The organism is Escherichia sp. WS568, assembly GCF_046486085.1.
In the GTDB taxonomy this organism is placed as follows: Bacteria; Pseudomonadota; Gammaproteobacteria; order Enterobacterales; family Enterobacteriaceae; genus Escherichia; species Escherichia coli.
Window position 1 is genome coordinate 226,956 of sequence record NZ_JBJQMC010000007.1, and the last position, 16,577, is coordinate 243,532.

General features: G+C 51.2%; 14 protein-coding genes. 10 read left to right on the forward strand and 4 right to left on the reverse strand.

The genetic code is table 11. From position 1 onward, the window contains the following. The first annotated feature begins 3 nt into the window (after positions 1 to 3). From fruB to ACJHWR_RS10660, 6 genes are all read left to right on the forward strand, one after another. On the forward strand, positions 4 to 1,134 hold the full coding sequence (gene fruB / locus ACJHWR_RS10635; RefSeq protein WP_000487246.1) for a fused PTS fructose transporter subunit IIA/HPr protein: 1,131 nt from the start codon (positions 4 to 6) through the stop codon (positions 1,132 to 1,134). Then, positions 1,134 to 2,072 carry a 1-phosphofructokinase gene (fruK, locus tag ACJHWR_RS10640; RefSeq protein ID WP_000091263.1) on the forward strand — a complete coding sequence of 313 codons (939 nt, stop codon included), beginning with the start codon at positions 1,134 to 1,136 and terminating at the stop codon, positions 2,070 to 2,072. The genes fruB and fruK overlap by 1 nt, the downstream gene beginning before the upstream one ends. Positions 2,073 to 2,088: 16 nt before the next feature. After that, a complete protein-coding gene (fruA, locus tag ACJHWR_RS10645) occupies positions 2,089 to 3,780 on the forward strand; it encodes a PTS fructose transporter subunit IIBC (RefSeq protein ID WP_000854446.1) in 1,692 nt (563 codons plus the stop codon). A gap of 423 nt (positions 3,781 to 4,203) precedes the next feature. Then, positions 4,204 to 5,145, forward strand: a complete 942-nt coding sequence (locus tag ACJHWR_RS10650; RefSeq protein WP_001208139.1) for a pseudouridine kinase — start codon at positions 4,204 to 4,206, stop codon at positions 5,143 to 5,145. Then, positions 5,133 to 6,071 carry a pseudouridine-5'-phosphate glycosidase gene (psuG, locus tag ACJHWR_RS10655; RefSeq protein ID WP_001292462.1) on the forward strand — a complete coding sequence of 313 codons (939 nt, stop codon included), beginning with the start codon at positions 5,133 to 5,135 and terminating at the stop codon, positions 6,069 to 6,071. Before ACJHWR_RS10650 ends, psuG begins: the two co-directional genes overlap by 13 nt. 93 nt (positions 6,072 to 6,164) lie before the next feature. Then, complete coding sequence (locus tag ACJHWR_RS10660; protein WP_012311781.1) at positions 6,165 to 7,415, forward strand: NupC/NupG family nucleoside CNT transporter; 1,251 nt, start codon at positions 6,165 to 6,167, stop codon at positions 7,413 to 7,415. A 67-nt stretch (positions 7,416 to 7,482) separates the two neighbouring features. Here ACJHWR_RS10660 and ACJHWR_RS10665 read toward each other — a convergent pair whose 3' ends face one another. Further along, complete coding sequence (locus ACJHWR_RS10665; RefSeq protein WP_000658592.1) at positions 7,483 to 8,181, reverse strand: transcriptional regulator YeiL; 699 nt, start codon at positions 8,179 to 8,181, stop codon at positions 7,483 to 7,485. 129 nt (positions 8,182 to 8,310) lie between these two features. On the opposite strand from ACJHWR_RS10665, the gene rihB reads away from it, so the two are divergent. Both rihB and ACJHWR_RS10675 read left to right on the forward strand, forming a co-directional pair. After that, a complete protein-coding gene (gene rihB / locus ACJHWR_RS10670; RefSeq protein WP_000415455.1) occupies positions 8,311 to 9,252 on the forward strand; it encodes a ribosylpyrimidine nucleosidase in 942 nt (313 codons plus the stop codon). 99 nt (positions 9,253 to 9,351) lie between these two features. Then, on the forward strand, positions 9,352 to 10,602 hold the full coding sequence (locus ACJHWR_RS10675; RefSeq protein ID WP_000382954.1) for a NupC/NupG family nucleoside CNT transporter: 1,251 nt from the start codon (positions 9,352 to 9,354) through the stop codon (positions 10,600 to 10,602). A gap of 55 nt (positions 10,603 to 10,657) precedes the next feature. Here the strand turns inward: ACJHWR_RS10675 and ACJHWR_RS10680 are convergent, their stop codons facing one another. The 3 genes from ACJHWR_RS10680 to ACJHWR_RS10690 all read right to left on the reverse strand — a co-directional run bounded on the left by ACJHWR_RS10680 (position 10,658) and on the right by ACJHWR_RS10690 (position 13,729). Then, positions 10,658 to 11,746, reverse strand: coding sequence for a sugar kinase (locus ACJHWR_RS10680; RefSeq protein ID WP_001064992.1), 1,089 nt, complete (start codon positions 11,744 to 11,746; stop codon positions 10,658 to 10,660). Between the two features lie 2 nt (positions 11,747 to 11,748). Further along, positions 11,749 to 12,606: a deoxyribonuclease IV gene (nfo, locus tag ACJHWR_RS10685; RefSeq protein WP_000873886.1), complete on the reverse strand. Its 858-nt coding sequence runs from the start codon at positions 12,604 to 12,606 to the stop codon at positions 11,749 to 11,751. 73 nt (positions 12,607 to 12,679) lie between these two features. Further along, the gene (locus ACJHWR_RS10690) at positions 12,680 to 13,729 is read right to left on the reverse strand and encodes a YeiH family protein (protein ID WP_000182053.1); all 1,050 of its coding nucleotides are present in this window, start codon (positions 13,727 to 13,729) and stop codon (positions 12,680 to 12,682) included. A gap of 98 nt (positions 13,730 to 13,827) precedes the next feature. On the opposite strand from ACJHWR_RS10690, the gene yieE reads away from it, so the two are divergent. Further along, a complete protein-coding gene (gene yieE, locus ACJHWR_RS10695) occupies positions 13,828 to 14,709 on the forward strand; it encodes a DNA-binding transcriptional regulator YeiE (protein ID WP_000548294.1) in 882 nt (293 codons plus the stop codon). Positions 14,710 to 14,913: 204 nt separating this feature from the next. Beyond that, positions 14,914 to 16,383 (forward strand): lysine-specific permease, encoded by a 1,470-nt coding sequence (lysP, locus tag ACJHWR_RS10700; RefSeq protein ID WP_000534384.1) that lies wholly within the window; start codon positions 14,914 to 14,916, stop codon positions 16,381 to 16,383. Positions 16,384 to 16,577: the final 194 nt, after the last annotated feature.

The following is a 16,577-nucleotide window of genomic DNA, read 5'->3' on the forward strand; positions in this document are numbered from 1 at the left end:
ACTATGTTCCAGTTATCCGTACAGGACATCCATCCGGGCGAAAAGGCCGGAGACAAAGAAGAGGCGATTCGCCAGGTCGCTGCGGCGCTGGTGCAGGCCGGTAATGTAGCTGAAGGCTACGTCAATGGCATGCTGGCGCGCGAACAGCAAACCTCTACGTTCCTCGGCAATGGTATTGCTATTCCACACGGCACTACCGACACCCGCGATCAGGTGCTGAAAACCGGCGTTCAGGTATTTCAGTTCCCGGAAGGCGTCACCTGGGGTGACGGCCAGGTAGCGTACGTGGCGATCGGTATTGCTGCCAGCTCGGATGAACATCTGGGTCTGTTACGCCAGCTGACCCACGTACTAAGCGATGATTCCGTTGCTGAACAGCTGAAGTCAGCAACGACAGCAGAAGAACTTCGCGCATTGCTGATGGGCGAAAAGCAGAGTGAGCAGCTGAAGCTCGATAACGAAATGCTGACGCTGGATATTGTCGCCAGCGATCTGCTGACGCTTCAGGCGCTTAACGCTGCGCGTCTGAAAGAAGCAGGGGCAGTTGACGCCACCTTCGTCACTAAAGCCATCAATGAACAACCGCTGAACCTCGGACAGGGCATCTGGCTGAGCGATAGCGCTGAAGGCAATCTGCGTAGCGCGATTGCGGTAAGCCGTGCGGCAAATGCTTTTGATGTGGACGGCGAAACGGCAGCCATGCTGGTGAGTGTGGCGATGAATGACGATCAGCCCATTGCGGTTCTTAAGCGTCTCGCTGATTTGTTGCTCGATAATAAAGCTGACCGCTTGCTGAAAGCGGATGCGGCAACGTTGCTGGCGCTGCTGACCAGCGATGATGCGCCGACCGACGACGTGTTAAGCGCGGAGTTTGTGGTGCGCAATGAACACGGCCTGCATGCTCGTCCAGGTACCATGCTGGTCAATACCATTAAACAATTTAACAGTGATATTACCGTGACAAACCTTGATGGCACCGGCAAACCGGCAAACGGACGTAGTCTGATGAAAGTTGTGGCACTTGGCGTTAAGAAAGGTCATCGCCTACGCTTTACCGCCCAGGGTGCAGATGCTGAACAGGCGCTGAAAGCCATTGGCGACGCTATCGCTGCTGGTCTTGGGGAGGGCGCATAATGAGCAGACGTGTTGCTACGATCACCCTTAATCCGGCTTATGACCTTGTTGGTTTCTGCCCGGAAATTGAACGCGGCGAAGTGAACCTGGTGAAAACCACCGGTCTGCATGCGGCGGGTAAAGGCATCAACGTGGCCAAAGTATTAAAAGACCTGGGAATTGATGTCACCGTTGGCGGCTTCCTGGGTAAAGACAATCAGGATGGTTTTCAGCAACTGTTCAGCGAGCTGGGCATTGCCAACCGTTTCCAGGTTGTACAGGGGCGCACCCGAATTAACGTTAAGCTGACGGAAAAAGACGGCGAAGTGACCGACTTCAACTTCTCGGGTTTTGAAGTCACCCCCGCCGACTGGGAACGCTTTGTGACTGATTCTCTGAGCTGGCTCGGTCAGTTCGATATGGTCTGTGTCAGCGGAAGCTTACCGTCAGGCGTCAGCCCGGAAGCGTTCACCGACTGGATGACTCGCCTGCGTAGTCAGTGTCCTTGCATTATCTTTGATAGTAGCCGTGAAGCGTTAGTAGCAGGTTTGAAAGCGGCACCGTGGCTGGTGAAACCTAACCGCCGCGAGCTGGAAATCTGGGCGGGCCGTAAACTGCCTGAAATGAAAGATGTGATTGAAGCTGCGCATGCGCTGCGTGAACAAGGTATCGCGCATGTCGTTATTTCACTGGGTGCCGAAGGCGCGCTTTGGGTTAATGCCTCCGGCGAATGGATCGCCAAACCACCGTCAGTCGATGTCGTAAGCACCGTTGGCGCAGGGGATTCTATGGTTGGTGGCCTGATTTATGGCTTGCTGATGCGTGAATCCAGTGAACACACACTGCGTCTGGCGACAGCTGTTGCAGCCCTGGCGGTAAGTCAAAGCAATGTGGGTATTACCGATCGTCCGCAGTTGGCCGCAATGATGGCGCGCGTCGACTTACAACCTTTTAACTGACAGCAGGAGAGGCATAATGAAAACGCTGCTGATTATTGACGCTAATCTCGGTCAGGCACGCGCCTATATGGCGAAGACCCTGCTGGGCGCGGCGGCGCGAAAAGCAAAACTGGAAATCATCGACAATCCGAACGACGCAGAAATGGCGATTGTTCTCGGTGATTCCATCCCGAATGACAGCGCGCTGAACGGTAAAAATGTCTGGCTGGGCGATATTTCCCGGGCAGTTGCGCACCCTGAGCTGTTCCTGAGTGAAGCCAAAGGCCATGCGAAACCTTACACTGCGCCGGTCGCTGCGACAGCACCGGTTGCCGCCAGCGGTCCGAAACGCGTAGTTGCGGTGACTGCTTGCCCGACTGGCGTAGCACACACCTTTATGGCGGCTGAAGCCATTGAAACCGAAGCGAAAAAACGTGGCTGGTGGGTGAAAGTTGAAACCCGTGGTTCTGTTGGCGCGGGTAATGCAATCACCCCTGAAGAAGTCGCAGCAGCGGATCTGGTGATTGTGGCGGCAGATATCGAAGTGGATCTGGCGAAATTTGCTGGTAAACCGATGTATCGCACCTCTACCGGTCTGGCGCTGAAGAAAACTGCGCAGGAACTGGATAAAGCGGTTGCTGAAGCAACGCCGTATGAACCAGCGGGCAAAGCTCAAACAGCGACCACTGAAGGTAAGAAAGAGAGTGCAGGCGCTTACCGTCACTTGCTGACGGGCGTCTCTTACATGCTGCCGATGGTCGTTGCAGGTGGTCTGTGTATCGCGCTTTCTTTTGCTTTTGGTATCGAAGCGTTTAAAGAGCCGGGTACGTTGGCTGCGGCGCTGATGCAGATTGGTGGTGGTTCAGCCTTTGCGTTGATGGTGCCGGTACTGGCAGGTTATATTGCCTTTTCCATTGCCGATCGTCCGGGTCTCACGCCGGGTCTGATTGGCGGTATGCTGGCGGTCAGCACCGGTTCTGGCTTCATTGGCGGTATTATTGCGGGCTTCCTGGCTGGTTACATTGCGAAGTTAATCAGTACGCAATTGAAACTGCCACAGAGTATGGAGGCGCTGAAACCGATTCTGATCATTCCGCTAATTTCCAGTCTGGTGGTCGGTCTGGCGATGATCTACCTGATCGGTAAACCGGTTGCTGGCATTCTCGAAGGGTTGACTCACTGGCTGCAGACCATGGGGACTGCGAATGCGGTTCTGCTGGGGGCGATCCTCGGTGGCATGATGTGTACTGACATGGGCGGTCCGGTAAACAAAGCAGCGTACGCATTCGGTGTGGGTCTGCTGAGTACTCAAACCTATGGCCCGATGGCGGCGATTATGGCGGCAGGTATGGTGCCACCGCTGGCAATGGGCCTGGCAACAATGGTGGCGCGTCGCAAATTCGACAAGGCGCAGCAGGAAGGGGGCAAAGCTGCTCTGGTACTGGGACTGTGCTTTATTTCGGAAGGTGCAATTCCGTTTGCTGCCCGTGATCCGATGCGTGTGCTGCCGTGCTGTATCGTGGGTGGGGCGCTGACTGGCGCAATCTCAATGGCGATTGGTGCGAAACTGATGGCACCGCACGGTGGTCTGTTTGTTCTGCTGATCCCTGGCGCGATTACGCCGGTATTGGGTTACCTGGTAGCCATTATTGCCGGTACGCTGGTGGCGGGGTTGGCCTATGCCTTCCTGAAACGTCCGGAAGTGGACGCAGTAGCGAAAGCAGCGTAATAAAAGGTGTGTTACAGGGCAGAAATTTCCTGCCCTGTAACATTTGATGAGCGCAAAGGGAATGACCGGTTTGTGAATGTAATTTTATGAATTTAAATGGTTTTATCTTTTAGTGGAAACCTGAAACTTTCATCAAACACTAAGGTTATTTCCTCAAGGGCAGATTAATTTCTGCCCTTTTTTAGTGTTCCTGTTCTGTGCATCCCGTCACAAATTCCCCGTTTTTATAATTCAGGCATTTAATCGCGTTTTGTGAGCCTGCTCAAATCTGCCCATTTTGCCTCTCTGGCGGTAATTTACTTTACGTAAAACATGCATACTATGAGCACATGTTTAAATATGAACACATGTTTAAACCGTCTTTGCAGTATCAATATTCTTGTGGATTGACAGGGTTGGTAATTTTTTACCAGAGGACGTGCTATGCGCGAAAAGGATTATGTCGTAATTATAGGTTCGGCGAATATTGATGTCGCCGGATATTCACATGAATCATTAAATTATGCGGATTCAAATCCAGGTAAAATAAAATTTACGCCTGGTGGGGTAGGGCGCAATATTGCACAAAACCTGGCGTTGCTGGGTAATAAAGCCTGGCTACTGAGCGCCGTAGGCAGTGATTTTTATGGCCAATCGCTGCTAACGCAAACCAATCAATCTGGCGTTTATGTCGATAAATGCCTGATTGTGCCGGGAGAAAATACGTCGAGCTATTTATCATTACTCGATAATACCGGTGAAATGCTGGTTGCTATAAATGACATGAATATTAGCAACGCTATTACAGCTGAATATCTCGCACAGCACCGTGAATTTATTCAGAGGGCAAAGGTCATTGTCGCGGACTGTAATATCAGTGAAGAGGCACTGGCATGGATTCTGGATAATGCCGCCAACGTACCCGTATTTGTCGATCCGGTTTCAGCGTGGAAATGTGTCAAAGTGCGCGACCGTCTAAATCAAATCCACACTCTCAAGCCAAACCGCCTTGAAGCGGAAACCCTGAGTGGGATTGCGCTGTCAGGGCGTGAAGATGTGGCAAAGGTTGCCGCCTGGTTCCATCAACATGGCCTGAACCGACTGGTATTGAGCATGGGCGGCGACGGCGTTTATTACAGTGATATCAGCGGTGAAAGTGGTTGGTCTGCGCCGATCAAAACCAATGTCATTAATGTTACCGGAGCGGGCGATGCCATGATGGCGGGACTTGCTTCGTGTTGGGTAGACGGAATGCCGTTTGCCGAATCTGTTCGTTTCGCACAGGGATGTTCGTCAATGGCGCTCTCCTGTGAATACACCAATAACCCCGATTTATCGATTGCCAACGTTATATCGTTAGTGGAGAACGTAGAATGTCTGAATTAAAAATTTCCCCTGAATTATTACAAATCTCCCCGGAAGTGCAGGACGCTTTAAAAAACAAAAAACCGGTTGTGGCGCTGGAATCGACTATTATTTCTCACGGGATGCCGTTCCCACAAAATGCCCAGACCGCAATTGAAGTTGAAGAAACTATTCGTAAACAGGGCGCTGTACCTGCCACTATCGCCATTATTGGCGGCGTGATGAAAGTGGGTTTAAGCAAAGAAGAAATTGAATTGCTGGGTCGCGAAGGGCATAACGTGACCAAAGTTAGTCGTCGCGATTTACCTTTTGTCGTTGCCGCCGGAAAAAATGGCGCAACCACTGTGGCTTCAACGATGATTATTGCGGCGCTTGCCGGAATTAAAGTATTTGCCACCGGGGGAATTGGTGGTGTGCATCGCGGGGCGGAACATACCTTCGATATTTCTGCCGATTTGCAAGAACTGGCAAATACTAATGTCACCGTTGTTTGTGCCGGTGCAAAATCTATTCTCGATTTAGGATTAACAACAGAATATTTAGAAACCTTCGGTGTGCCGTTAATTGGCTATCAGACAAAAGCGCTGCCTGCGTTTTTCTGCCGTACCAGCCCATTTGAAGTTAGTATTCGCCTTGATAGTGCCACGGAAATCGCTCGTGCAATGGCGGTGAAATGGCAAAGCGGTCTGAACGGTGGCCTGGTGGTGGCAAATCCGATCCCGGAACAGTTTGCGATGCCGGAGGAATCTATCAATGCAGCCATAGATCAAGCCGTCGCCGAAGCCGAAGAGCAGGGCGTTATTGGTAAAGAAAGCACACCGTTCCTGCTGGCTCGTGTTGCTGAACTGACTGGCGGTGACAGCCTGAAATCCAACATCCAACTGGTGTTCAACAACGCCATTCTGGCGAGCGAAATTGCCAAAGAATACCAGCGTCTCGCGGGTTAATTTCTGACGGGCAGAAAGCCGTCGCCCGTACTGATCATACATACCAAAACCTGGCGCTGACGCCGGGTTTACTGGCATGAAGGGAAAATCATTATGGATATAATGAGAAGTGTTGTGGGGATGGTGGTGTTACTGGCAATAGCATTTTTGTTGTCAGTGAATAAAAAGAGCATCAGTTTGCGCACGGTTGGAGCCGCGTTGCTGCTACAAATCGCCATTGGCGGAATCATGCTCTATTTTCCACCAGGAAAATGGGCGGTAGAACAGGCGGCATTAGGCGTTCATAAAGTGATGTCTTACAGTGATGCCGGTAGCGCCTTCATTTTTGGTTCGCTGGTTGGGCCGAAAATGGATGTCCTCTTTGACGGTGCGGGTTTTATCTTCGCCTTTCGCGTACTCCCGGCGATTATCTTCGTCACTGCGCTCATTAGTCTGCTGTACTACATTGGCGTGATGGGGCTGCTGATTCGCATCCTTGGCAGCATTTTCCAGAAAGCCCTCAACATCAGCAAAATCGAATCTTTTGTTGCGGTTACCACTATTTTCCTCGGGCAAAATGAGATCCCGGCGATCGTTAAACCGTTTATCGATCGCATGAATCGCAACGAGTTGTTTACCGCAATTTGTAGCGGGATGGCGTCCATTGCGGGTTCGATGATGATTGGTTATGCCGGAATGGGCGTACCAATTGACTACCTGTTAGCGGCATCGCTGATGGCGATCCCTGGCGGGATTTTGTTTGCACGTATTCTTAGCCCGGCAACCGAGCCTTCGCAGGTCACATTTGAAAATTTATCGTTCAGCGAAACGCCGCCAAAAAGCTTTATCGAAGCGGCGGCGAGCGGTGCGATGACCGGGCTGAAAATCGCCGCTGGTGTGGCGACGGTGGTAATGGTATTTGTGGCAATTATTGCGCTGATCAACGGCATTATCGGCGGAATTGGCGGCTGGTTTGGCTTCGCCAATGCTTCTCTGGAAAGTATTTTTGGCTATGTGCTGGCACCGCTGGCGTGGATCATGGGTGTGGACTGGAGTGATGCCAACCTTGCGGGTAGCCTGATTGGGCAGAAACTGGCAATTAACGAATTCGTCGCTTACCTGAGTTTCTCCCCATACCTGCAAACGGGCGGCACGCTGGAAGTGAAAACCATTGCGATTATCTCCTTTGCGCTTTGTGGTTTTGCTAACTTTGGTTCTATCGGTGTTGTCGTTGGGGCATTTTCGGCTATTTCGCCAAAACGCGCACCGGAAATCGCTCAGCTTGGTTTACGGGCGCTGGCAGCAGCAACGCTTTCCAACCTGATGAGCGCGACCATTGCCGGGTTCTTTATTGGTTTAGCTTGAGTTTCATTGCCGGATGTACGCCTTATTAAGCGTTGCATCCGGCAATCGCGCTATTGCAGATTATTTTTTACTGCATCATCCCGGAGAATTTATTCTCCGGGTCCATCTCCAGCGCCAGTCCTGACAACTGCTTTCTGTTTTTAATTAGATATCCTTTCTTGCTTTTAATTAATAAACCGTCGTGAATGAATTGCGCGAGAACATATAAAAGATGTCGATAAGAAACGCCTAAATACTCTGCCGCTTGCGTATGCTTTTCGTGATAAAGATCACCTTCTTGTGAGAGTAATATAAATGCTGCCAGGCGATTCACTAACGGAAATGATTGATTCTGAGTTAAAGAAACAATATTGCGATAATTTTTATGGCTTAAACTAACGCAGAGTTTTCGTAAAAATAGCGTGTCGTTTAATAACAGCGGACGGTAATGTTTCATGGGGAGTGCAAGGCACCAACACTCTTCAATCGCCTGCACCGCACGTGGTTCATGGTCTTTATCGATTAACTCAATCTCACCAATAAAACAGGGGGCGGCAAAGAAATCGATCAGCGACACGCGACCATTAGCAAGCGTGGCGTAAAGCCTGGCGCGGCCTCGCGTCAGGTAAAACAGCCATGACGGCTGTTGCCCTTCCTGCACAATGTAGTCACGTGCTAAAAAATGAAACAGCCGTGCATCGGCTGAAACATCCGTTGAAAAGCAATCCTTAAACGCGGATTCACTCATCAATTGCTGCTTAAGATCATTATTGTGGATTTCTTTCACGATATTTATCCGCTATGAGATTTCTCATATTTAGCATACGTACGCTGTTGTTAAGATTCAATCATCGGCCCGGTCGAATTTTCTTTGCTGTAGAAAAAATAACGCAACTGGAAACAGAGGAAATAAACAATGGAAAAGAGAAAAATTATTCTGGATTGTGATCCGGGTCATGATGATGCTATTGCAATGATGATGGCAGCGAAACATCCGGCGATTGATTTATTAGGTATCACCATTGTAGCGGGTAATCAGACGCTTGATAAAACATTAATTAATGGCCTGAATGTTTGCCAGAAACTGGAGATTAATGTTCCGGTTTATGCGGGGATGCCACAACCCATTATGCGGCAACAAATCGTTGCCGATAATATTCACGGTGAAACCGGACTGGATGGCCCGGTATTCGAGCCGCTGACCCGCCAGGCAGAAAGCACTCATGCGGTGAAATATATCATCGATACCCTGATGGCAAGCGATGGCGATATCACTCTGGTGCCGGTTGGTCCGCTTTCAAATATCGCGGTGGCAATGCGTATGCAGCCCGCGATCCTGCCAAAAATCCGTGAAATTGTACTGATGGGCGGCGCTTATGGTACTGGCAACTTCACGCCATCTGCCGAGTTCAACATCTTTGCGGACCCGGAAGCGGCGCGAGTGGTGTTCACCTCCGGCGTTCCATTAGTGATGATGGGCCTCGATCTCACCAACCAGACCGTTTGCACCCCGGACGTGATTGCTAGGATGGAAAGGGCAGGCGGCCCCGCCGGAGAGCTGTTCAGCGACATCATGAACTTCACTCTGAAAACGCAGTTCGAAAACTACGGTCTGGCTGGCGGCCCGGTACATGACGCCACCTGTATCGGTTATCTGATTAACCCCGATGGCATTAAAACCCAGGAGATGTACGTCGAAGTGGATGTTAACAGTGGCCCTTGCTATGGGCGTACCGTCTGCGACGAGCTGGGCGTTCTTGGCAAGCCCGCCAATACCAAAGTCGGCATCACTATTGATACCGACTGGTTCTGGGGATTAGTCGAAGAGTGCGTGCGCGGCTACATCAAAACCCATTAAGTGTTGATAACAAGCCGGGACAGTATCGCAAGATGCAGGCCCGGCGATTTCTGATGGGCAGAAAGCCGTCGCCCAAAATGACATGAAGAGATAATAACTATGGATGTCATGAGAAGTGTTCTGGGAATGGTGGTATTGCTGGCAATTGCATTTTTGCTGTCAGTAAACAAGAAGAGGATCAGCCTGCGTACCGTTGGCGCGGCGTTAGTGTTACAGGTCGTGATTGGCGGCATTATGCTTTGGTTACCGCCAGGGCGTTGGGTCGCTGAAAAAGTCGCTTTTGGCGTCCATAAAGTGATGGCGTACAGCGACGCGGGTAGCGCATTTATCTTCGGTTCGCTGGTCGGGCCGAAAATGGACACGCTGTTTGATGGTGCAGGATTTATCTTTGGTTTCAGAGTATTACCGGCAATTATCTTCGTCACCGCGCTGGTGAGTATTCTCTACTACATCGGTGTGATGGGGATCTTAATTCGCATTCTCGGCGGTATCTTCCAGAAAGCATTAAATATCAGCAAGATCGAGTCATTCGTCGCGGTCACTACCATTTTCCTCGGGCAAAACGAAATTCCGGCAATCGTCAAACCCTTTATCGATCGGCTGAATCGCAATGAATTATTTACAGCGATTTGTAGTGGCATGGCCTCGATTGCTGGTTCGACAATGATTGGTTACGCCGCACTGGGCGTACCTGTGGAATATTTGCTGGCGGCATCGTTAATGGCGATCCCAGGCGGGATCTTGTTTGCCCGCCTGTTAAGCCCGGCTACGGAATCTTCGCAGGTTTCTTTTAATAACCTCTCTTTCACCGAAACACCGCCAAAAAGTATTATTGAGGCCGCTGCGACAGGGGCAATGACCGGGCTGAAAATCGCTGCGGGTGTGGCAACAGTGGTGATGGCATTTGTTGCCATCATTGCGTTAATTAACGGTATTATCGGCGGCGTTGGCGGCTGGTTTGGTTTTGAGCAAGCCTCGCTGGAGTCCATTTTAGGTTATCTGCTGGCCCCGCTGGCGTGGGTGATGGGGGTTGACTGGAGTGATGCAAATCTTGCCGGGAGTTTGATTGGGCAGAAGTTGGCGATCAATGAATTTGTCGCTTACCTCAATTTCTCACCTTATCTGCAAACAGCTGGCACGCTCGATGCTAAAACCGTGGCGATTATTTCCTTCGCGTTGTGCGGTTTCGCTAACTTTGGTTCTATCGGGGTAGTGGTTGGGGCATTTTCTGCGGTTGCGCCACACCGCGCGCCGGAAATCGCCCAGCTTGGTTTACGCGCGCTGGCGGCGGCGACACTTTCTAACCTGATGAGTGCCACCATTGCAGGATTCTTTATTGGCTTAGCGTAGTGCGCGAGTTATGAGCCGGATAAGACGCGGTCAAGCGTCGAATCCGGCAAGATTGTTACACCATCGGCACTAATGAAAGCGCGTTATCGGCAGACAGGGTAGGGTTGTTTAAGCTGCCGCTGGCGCGTGAAATTGCCGCGCAGGCCATCGCAAAACGGGCGCTGTCACGGAAACTGCTTCCTTCCAGAAAGCTATACACCAGGCCCGCCATAAAACCATCGTCAGCACCAAAACTGTCTACCGTCGTATGCGCTGGCGCAGTCAGCAAAAATTGTTCGCCATCCTTTTGGCTGCAATAAACAGACTCATCGGGCAAATAAACAAACAGTTGCTGAACGCCTTGCTGATGCAACGCATTCACTGCGGCATTACGATCAGCATCGCGGGTTATCGGCTGGCCCCATAAAATTTCCAGCTCCGACAAAGTGGGTTTCAGAGTGTGAATATGCGCCAGCCAGTGTTTGATTTTGCCCGCTTTGAATTCTGAAACGGTATCGACAAACACCGGGATTTCATCAGCGAGGGTAAAGACCCATTCCAGCGCCTCGGCTGTCAGGTTACAATCTGCCAGTACCACGCCCGCATGACGAAGTAAATCGCGCGACCCGTTCAGTAGTTGCGGTGTCAACTGATCCAGCAGATGGGTATCGTTAATCGCCAGCACGGTTTGATCGTCTCGATTGGCAATTGCCAGATACGTCGATGTGCTTTGACCATGTAAACGAACGCAGCCGGAGACATTCACGCCGGCGCGGCGCGTTTCTTCCAGGAGCATTTCGCCATAAAAGTCATCGCCAATCACTGAAAGCAAATGAACGTCGCGGCCTAACAGCGCCAGATTGTGGGCGATATTGCGTCCAACGCCGCCTGCCGAGCAATGAATGGTACCGGGATGAGAAGCCGCTTGCGGGTAACGGATATCCGCCATCCCGCGAATATCCATATTGATTGTCCCCACCACTACGCAGTATTCCTGCTCGGTGAGAATGTAACCTTTGCCTTTAATCCGTCCTTTGCGCATTAAATCCATAATATGCGCTGCAACACGCGAACGGCTGATTTGCAGCATATCCGCAATTTCGTTCTGCTGAATCAGCGGGTTACGCCTTAATATTGCAAGGATCTCCTTCTCCCGGTTATTCATCTTCAGGCTACCGCTTTTTCAGTTTGTTGCGCTTTCAGCCAGGCGATCTCTTCTGCCCAGATATCCGGGTTGATGGTTTCAAGGATCAGCGGAATGCCGTCGAAACGGTCGTCCTGCATGATCCAGCGGAACGCATCATGACCGATATTGCCTTCACCGAGGCTATGATGGCGGTCAACGCGGCTGCCAAAGGTGCTTTTCGCATCGTTAAGGTGCATCCCGCGCAGATACTTAAAGCCGACAATACGGGCAAAATCCGCGAACGTTTTCTCGCATTCGGCAGAAGTACGCAAATCATACCCGGCAGCGAAAGCATGGCAGGTATCAATGCAGACGCCGACGCGGGATTTATCTTCCACGCCGTCGATAATCGCCGCGAGATGTTCGAATTTAAACCCTAAGTTACTGCCCTGACCGGCGGTGTTTTCAATCACCGCTGTCACACCATGAGTTTTATCCAGCGCAATGTTGATGGATTCGGCAATACGCGCAAGGCAATCCTCTTCTGAAATCTGCATCAGATGGCTGCCAGGGTGGAAGTTGAGCAAAGAAAGCCCCAGCTGTTCGCAACGCTGCATTTCATCTATAAAGGCATCGCGCGATTTTTCCAGAGCTTCAGTGACCGGATGTCCGAGGTTAATCAGATAACTGTCGTGGGGAAGAATTTGCGCCGATGTGTAGTGATATTTTTCACAGGCGGCTTTGAATTCATCGATGGTTTGCGTCGTGAGCGGTGCGGCACGCCACTGACGTTGGTTTTTGGTGAACAAGGCAAACGCGGTTGCGTCGATTTCGGCGGCGCGAATTGCGGCATTTGCCAGACCGCCAGCAGCACTAACGTGCGCTCCAATGTATTTCATGCGAGGACTCCTGTTAAACCCGCTGGAGGAAAACGGTAATGATAGCGGGTTAACAGGAGCAAGATGTAGTGGTTTATGCGATGACGCTTTGAATCACATAGTTAATCGCACCACCACCAACAATCAGCCAGGCAAACAGTACCAGAGCCATCAGCAGAGGTTTCGCCCCGGCTTTTTTCAGCGCGCTGACGTGAGTGGTCAGACCCAGCGCCGCCATCGCCATTGCCAGCAGGAAGGTATCCAGCGTTACCAGCATATTCACTACGCTCTGCGGTAACAGGTGGAACGAGTTAAAGATGGCAACTACGATGAACAAGATGGCAAACCACGGAATAGTGATTTTGCTTTTCTCGCCGCTGTTCGCCCCAGACAGCTGTTTAACACGCGCCGCCAGCAGGATGAGGAACGGAGCCAGCATCATCACGCGCAGCATTTTGGAAATAACTGCTGCGTTTTCTGCATCCGGGCTGATGGCATGACCTGCCGCCACCACCTGCGCCACTTCGTGCACAGTAGAACCAATGTAGATACCGAAAGTTTCCGGACTAAACCATTGAGACATCAGCGGATATATCGCCGGGTAGAGGAAAATCGCGACGGTCCCGAAGATAACAACGGTTGCAACAGCCACGGTTACTTTACTGGCTTCTGCTTTCACTACCGGCTCAGTCGCCAGTACCGCGGCAGCACCACAGATACTGCTACCGGCACCGATCAACCAGCTCGTGTGCTTATCCAGACCAAACACTTTCTGCCCCAGGAAGCAAGCCAGCAGGAAGGTACTGGACAGCGTCAACACGTCAATGATGATCCCACTGATACCGACATCGGCAATTTGCGAGAACGTCAGACGGAAGCCATAAAGAATGATACCCAGACGTAATAAATATTGCTTGGCAAACAGCACGCCACCGTCACAGCTTTTCCAGATGTGCGGATAGATGGTGTTGCCTAAAACCATCCCCAACAAAATTGCGAGGGTGAGGGCACTAAACCCGGCACCCGCAACCGCGGGAATGGAACCACCCCACAGGGCGACCCCGGTGATAACTGCACTCAGGGCTAACCCCGGAATAAAATGCCACAGTGTACGATGTTGTTTCTGTAAGGTGATATTCGTCATAACCCTCTCCTTTAACCGGGCATAAGGTTACGACTAACTGGTTTAAAAATAAAATTGATTATATATTTATAATTAATCTTTATAAGTGGTAAGCGACTATGCACATCACCCTCCGGCAGTTGGAAGTTTTTGCAGAAGTATTGAAAAGTGGATCAACCACCCAGGCGTCGGTGATGCTGGCGTTGTCGCAATCAGCAGTGAGCGCAGCCTTGACCGACCTGGAAGGGCAGCTTGGCGTGCAACTGTTTGATCGCGTGGGGAAAAGACTGGTTGTTAATGAACACGGGCGGCTGCTCTATCCGCGCGCGTTGGCACTGCTTGAACAGGCGGTTGAAATCGAACAACTGTTTCGCGAAGACAACGGCGCGATTCGTATCTATGCCAGTAGTACCATCGGTAACTACATTCTGCCTGCAGTTATCGCCCGTTATCGCCATGATTATCCGCAGTTGCCGATTGAACTTAGCGTTGGGAATAGCCAGGACGTGATGCAAGCGGTGCTGGATTTCCGCGTTGATATTGGCTTTATTGAAGGACCGTGCCACAGCACTGAAATCATTTCTGAACCGTGGCTGGAAGACGAGCTGGTGGTTTTCGCCGCGCCGACTTCGCCGTTGGCTCGTGGTCCGGTCACCTTAGAACAGCTGGCCGCTGCGCCGTGGATCCTGCGTGAACGCGGTTCCGGCACGCGGGAGATTGTCGATTATCTGTTGCTGTCACATTTACCGAAGTTTGAGATGGCGATGGAATTAGGTAACTCCGAGGCAATCAAACATGCGGTGCGTCATGGGTTGGGTATTAGTTGCCTGTCGCGACGGGTGATTGAAGATCAATTGCAGGCAGGCACATTAAGTGAAGTTGCGGTCCCTCTTCCGCGCCTGATGCGTACGTTGTGGCGTATACATCATCGGCAAAAACACCTTTCCAACGCGCTACGGCGCTTCCTGGACTATTGCGATCCCGCGAATGTACCGCGTTAAGGTGCTGTACAAGAACATGCTGGTGCTGTGTCGATTTCGTGACGCAGCGCCCTCAGCATGCATTCGCCAGAAAAGAGATTGGCTGCTTTACTTATAATCCCTGGGCGATCATGAAGGTGTCTTATAACCGTGTATTTCTGCCGGAAGGATTGCCAATCGTCTGCTACAATCGCGCCTCATTTTTAAGATGGATAGCATTTTTGTATGGGTTCCGAAACTAAAACTACAGAAGCGCCGGGCTTACGCCGTGAATTAAAGGCGCGTCACCTGACGATGATTGCCATTGGCGGTTCCATCGGTACAGGTCTTTTTGTTGCCTCTGGCGCAACGATTTCTCAGGCAGGTCCGGGCGGGGCATTGCTCTCGTATATGCTGATTGGCCTGATGGTTTACTTCCTGATGACCAGTCTCGGTGAACTGGCTGCATATATGCCGGTTTCCGGTTCGTTTGCCACTTACGGTCAGAACTATGTTGAAGAAGGCTTTGGCTTCGCGCTGGGCTGGAACTACTGGTACAACTGGGCGGTGACTATCGCCGTTGACCTGGTTGCAGCTCAGCTGGTCATGAGCTGGTGGTTCCCGGATACACCGGGCTGGATCTGGAGTGCGCTGTTCCTCGGCGTTATCTTCCTGCTGAACTACATCTCAGTTCGTGGCTTTGGTGAAGCGGAATACTGGTTCTCACTGATCAAAGTCACGACAGTTATTGTCTTTATCATCGTTGGCGTGCTGATGATTATCGGTATCTTCAAAGGCGCGCAGCCTGCGGGCTGGAGCAACTGGACAATCGGCGAAGCGCCGTTTGCTGGTGGTTTTGCGGCGATGATCGGCGTAGCTATGATTGTCGGCTTCTCTTTCCAGGGAACCGAGCTGATCGGTATTGCTGCAGGCGAGTCCGAAGATCCGGCGAAAAACATTCCACGCGCGGTACGTCAGGTATTCTGGCGAATCCTGTTGTTCTATGTGTTCGCGATCCTGATTATCAGCCTGATTATTCCGTATACCGATCCGAGCCTGCTGCGTAACGATGTTAAAGACATCAGCGTCAGTCCGTTCACCCTGGTGTTCCAGCACGCGGGTCTGCTCTCTGCGGCGGCGGTGATGAACGCAGTTATTCTGACGGCGGTGCTGTCAGCGGGTAACTCCGGTATGTATGCGTCTACTCGTATGCTGTACACCCTGGCGTGTGACGGTAAAGCGCCGCGCATTTTCGCTAAACTGTCGCGTGGTGGCGTGCCGCGTAATGCGCTGTATGCGACGACGGTGATTGCAGGTCTGTGCTTCCTGACCTCCATGTTTGGCAACCAGACGGTATACCTGTGGCTGCTGAACACCTCCGGGATGACCGGTTTTATCGCCTGGCTGGGGATTGCCATTAGCCACTATCGTTTCCGTCGCGGGTACGTATTGCAGGGACACGACATTAACGATCTGCCGTACCGTTCAGGTTTCTTCCCACTGGGGCCGATCTTCGCATTCATTCTGTGTCTGATTATCACTTTGGGCCAGAACTACGAAGCGTTCCTGAAAGATACCATTGACTGGGGCGGCGTAGCGGCAACGTATATTGGTATCCCGCTGTTCCTGATTATTTGGTTCGGATACAAGCTGATTAAAGGAACTCACTTCGTACGCTACAGCGAAATGAAGTTCCCGCAGAACGATAAGAAATAAGTTTCCTCCCTTCCTTGCTAAGCCCTCTCAACCGAGAGGGCTTTTTCAATTCCATTTCCCTGACAAATCATGCGGATATAAAATTTAACATTTGGATTGATAATTGTTATCGTTTGCATTATCGTTACGCCGCAATCAAAAAAGGCTGACAAATCAGAGGCTGTTCCGGCTTTCTGGGATGATCACCTGCATAC

What these genes read in the sequence shown, in the direction of transcription:
- yieE (WP_000548294.1), top strand. Translation starts at nt 13,828, where the DNA reads ATGCACATCACCCTCCGGCAGTTGGAAGTTTTTGCAGAAGTATTGAAA.
- fruK (WP_000091263.1), top strand. Translation starts at nt 1,134, where the DNA reads ATGAGCAGACGTGTTGCTACGATCACCCTTAATCCGGCTTATGACCTT.
- fruB (WP_000487246.1), top strand. Translation starts at nt 4, where the DNA reads ATGTTCCAGTTATCCGTACAGGACATCCATCCGGGCGAAAAGGCCGGA.
- ACJHWR_RS10675 (WP_000382954.1), top strand. Translation starts at nt 9,352, where the DNA reads ATGGATGTCATGAGAAGTGTTCTGGGAATGGTGGTATTGCTGGCAATT.
- ACJHWR_RS10650 (WP_001208139.1), top strand. Translation starts at nt 4,204, where the DNA reads ATGCGCGAAAAGGATTATGTCGTAATTATAGGTTCGGCGAATATTGAT.
- fruA (WP_000854446.1), top strand. Translation starts at nt 2,089, where the DNA reads ATGAAAACGCTGCTGATTATTGACGCTAATCTCGGTCAGGCACGCGCC.
- lysP (WP_000534384.1), top strand. Translation starts at nt 14,914, where the DNA reads ATGGGTTCCGAAACTAAAACTACAGAAGCGCCGGGCTTACGCCGTGAA.
- rihB (WP_000415455.1), top strand. Translation starts at nt 8,311, where the DNA reads ATGGAAAAGAGAAAAATTATTCTGGATTGTGATCCGGGTCATGATGAT.
- ACJHWR_RS10680 (WP_001064992.1), bottom strand. Translation starts at nt 11,746, where the DNA reads ATGAATAACCGGGAGAAGGAGATCCTTGCAATATTAAGGCGTAACCCG.
- nfo (WP_000873886.1), bottom strand. Translation starts at nt 12,606, where the DNA reads ATGAAATACATTGGAGCGCACGTTAGTGCTGCTGGCGGTCTGGCAAAT.
- ACJHWR_RS10690 (WP_000182053.1), bottom strand. Translation starts at nt 13,729, where the DNA reads ATGACGAATATCACCTTACAGAAACAACATCGTACACTGTGGCATTTT.
- psuG (WP_001292462.1), top strand. Translation starts at nt 5,133, where the DNA reads ATGTCTGAATTAAAAATTTCCCCTGAATTATTACAAATCTCCCCGGAA.
- ACJHWR_RS10660 (WP_012311781.1), top strand. Translation starts at nt 6,165, where the DNA reads ATGGATATAATGAGAAGTGTTGTGGGGATGGTGGTGTTACTGGCAATA.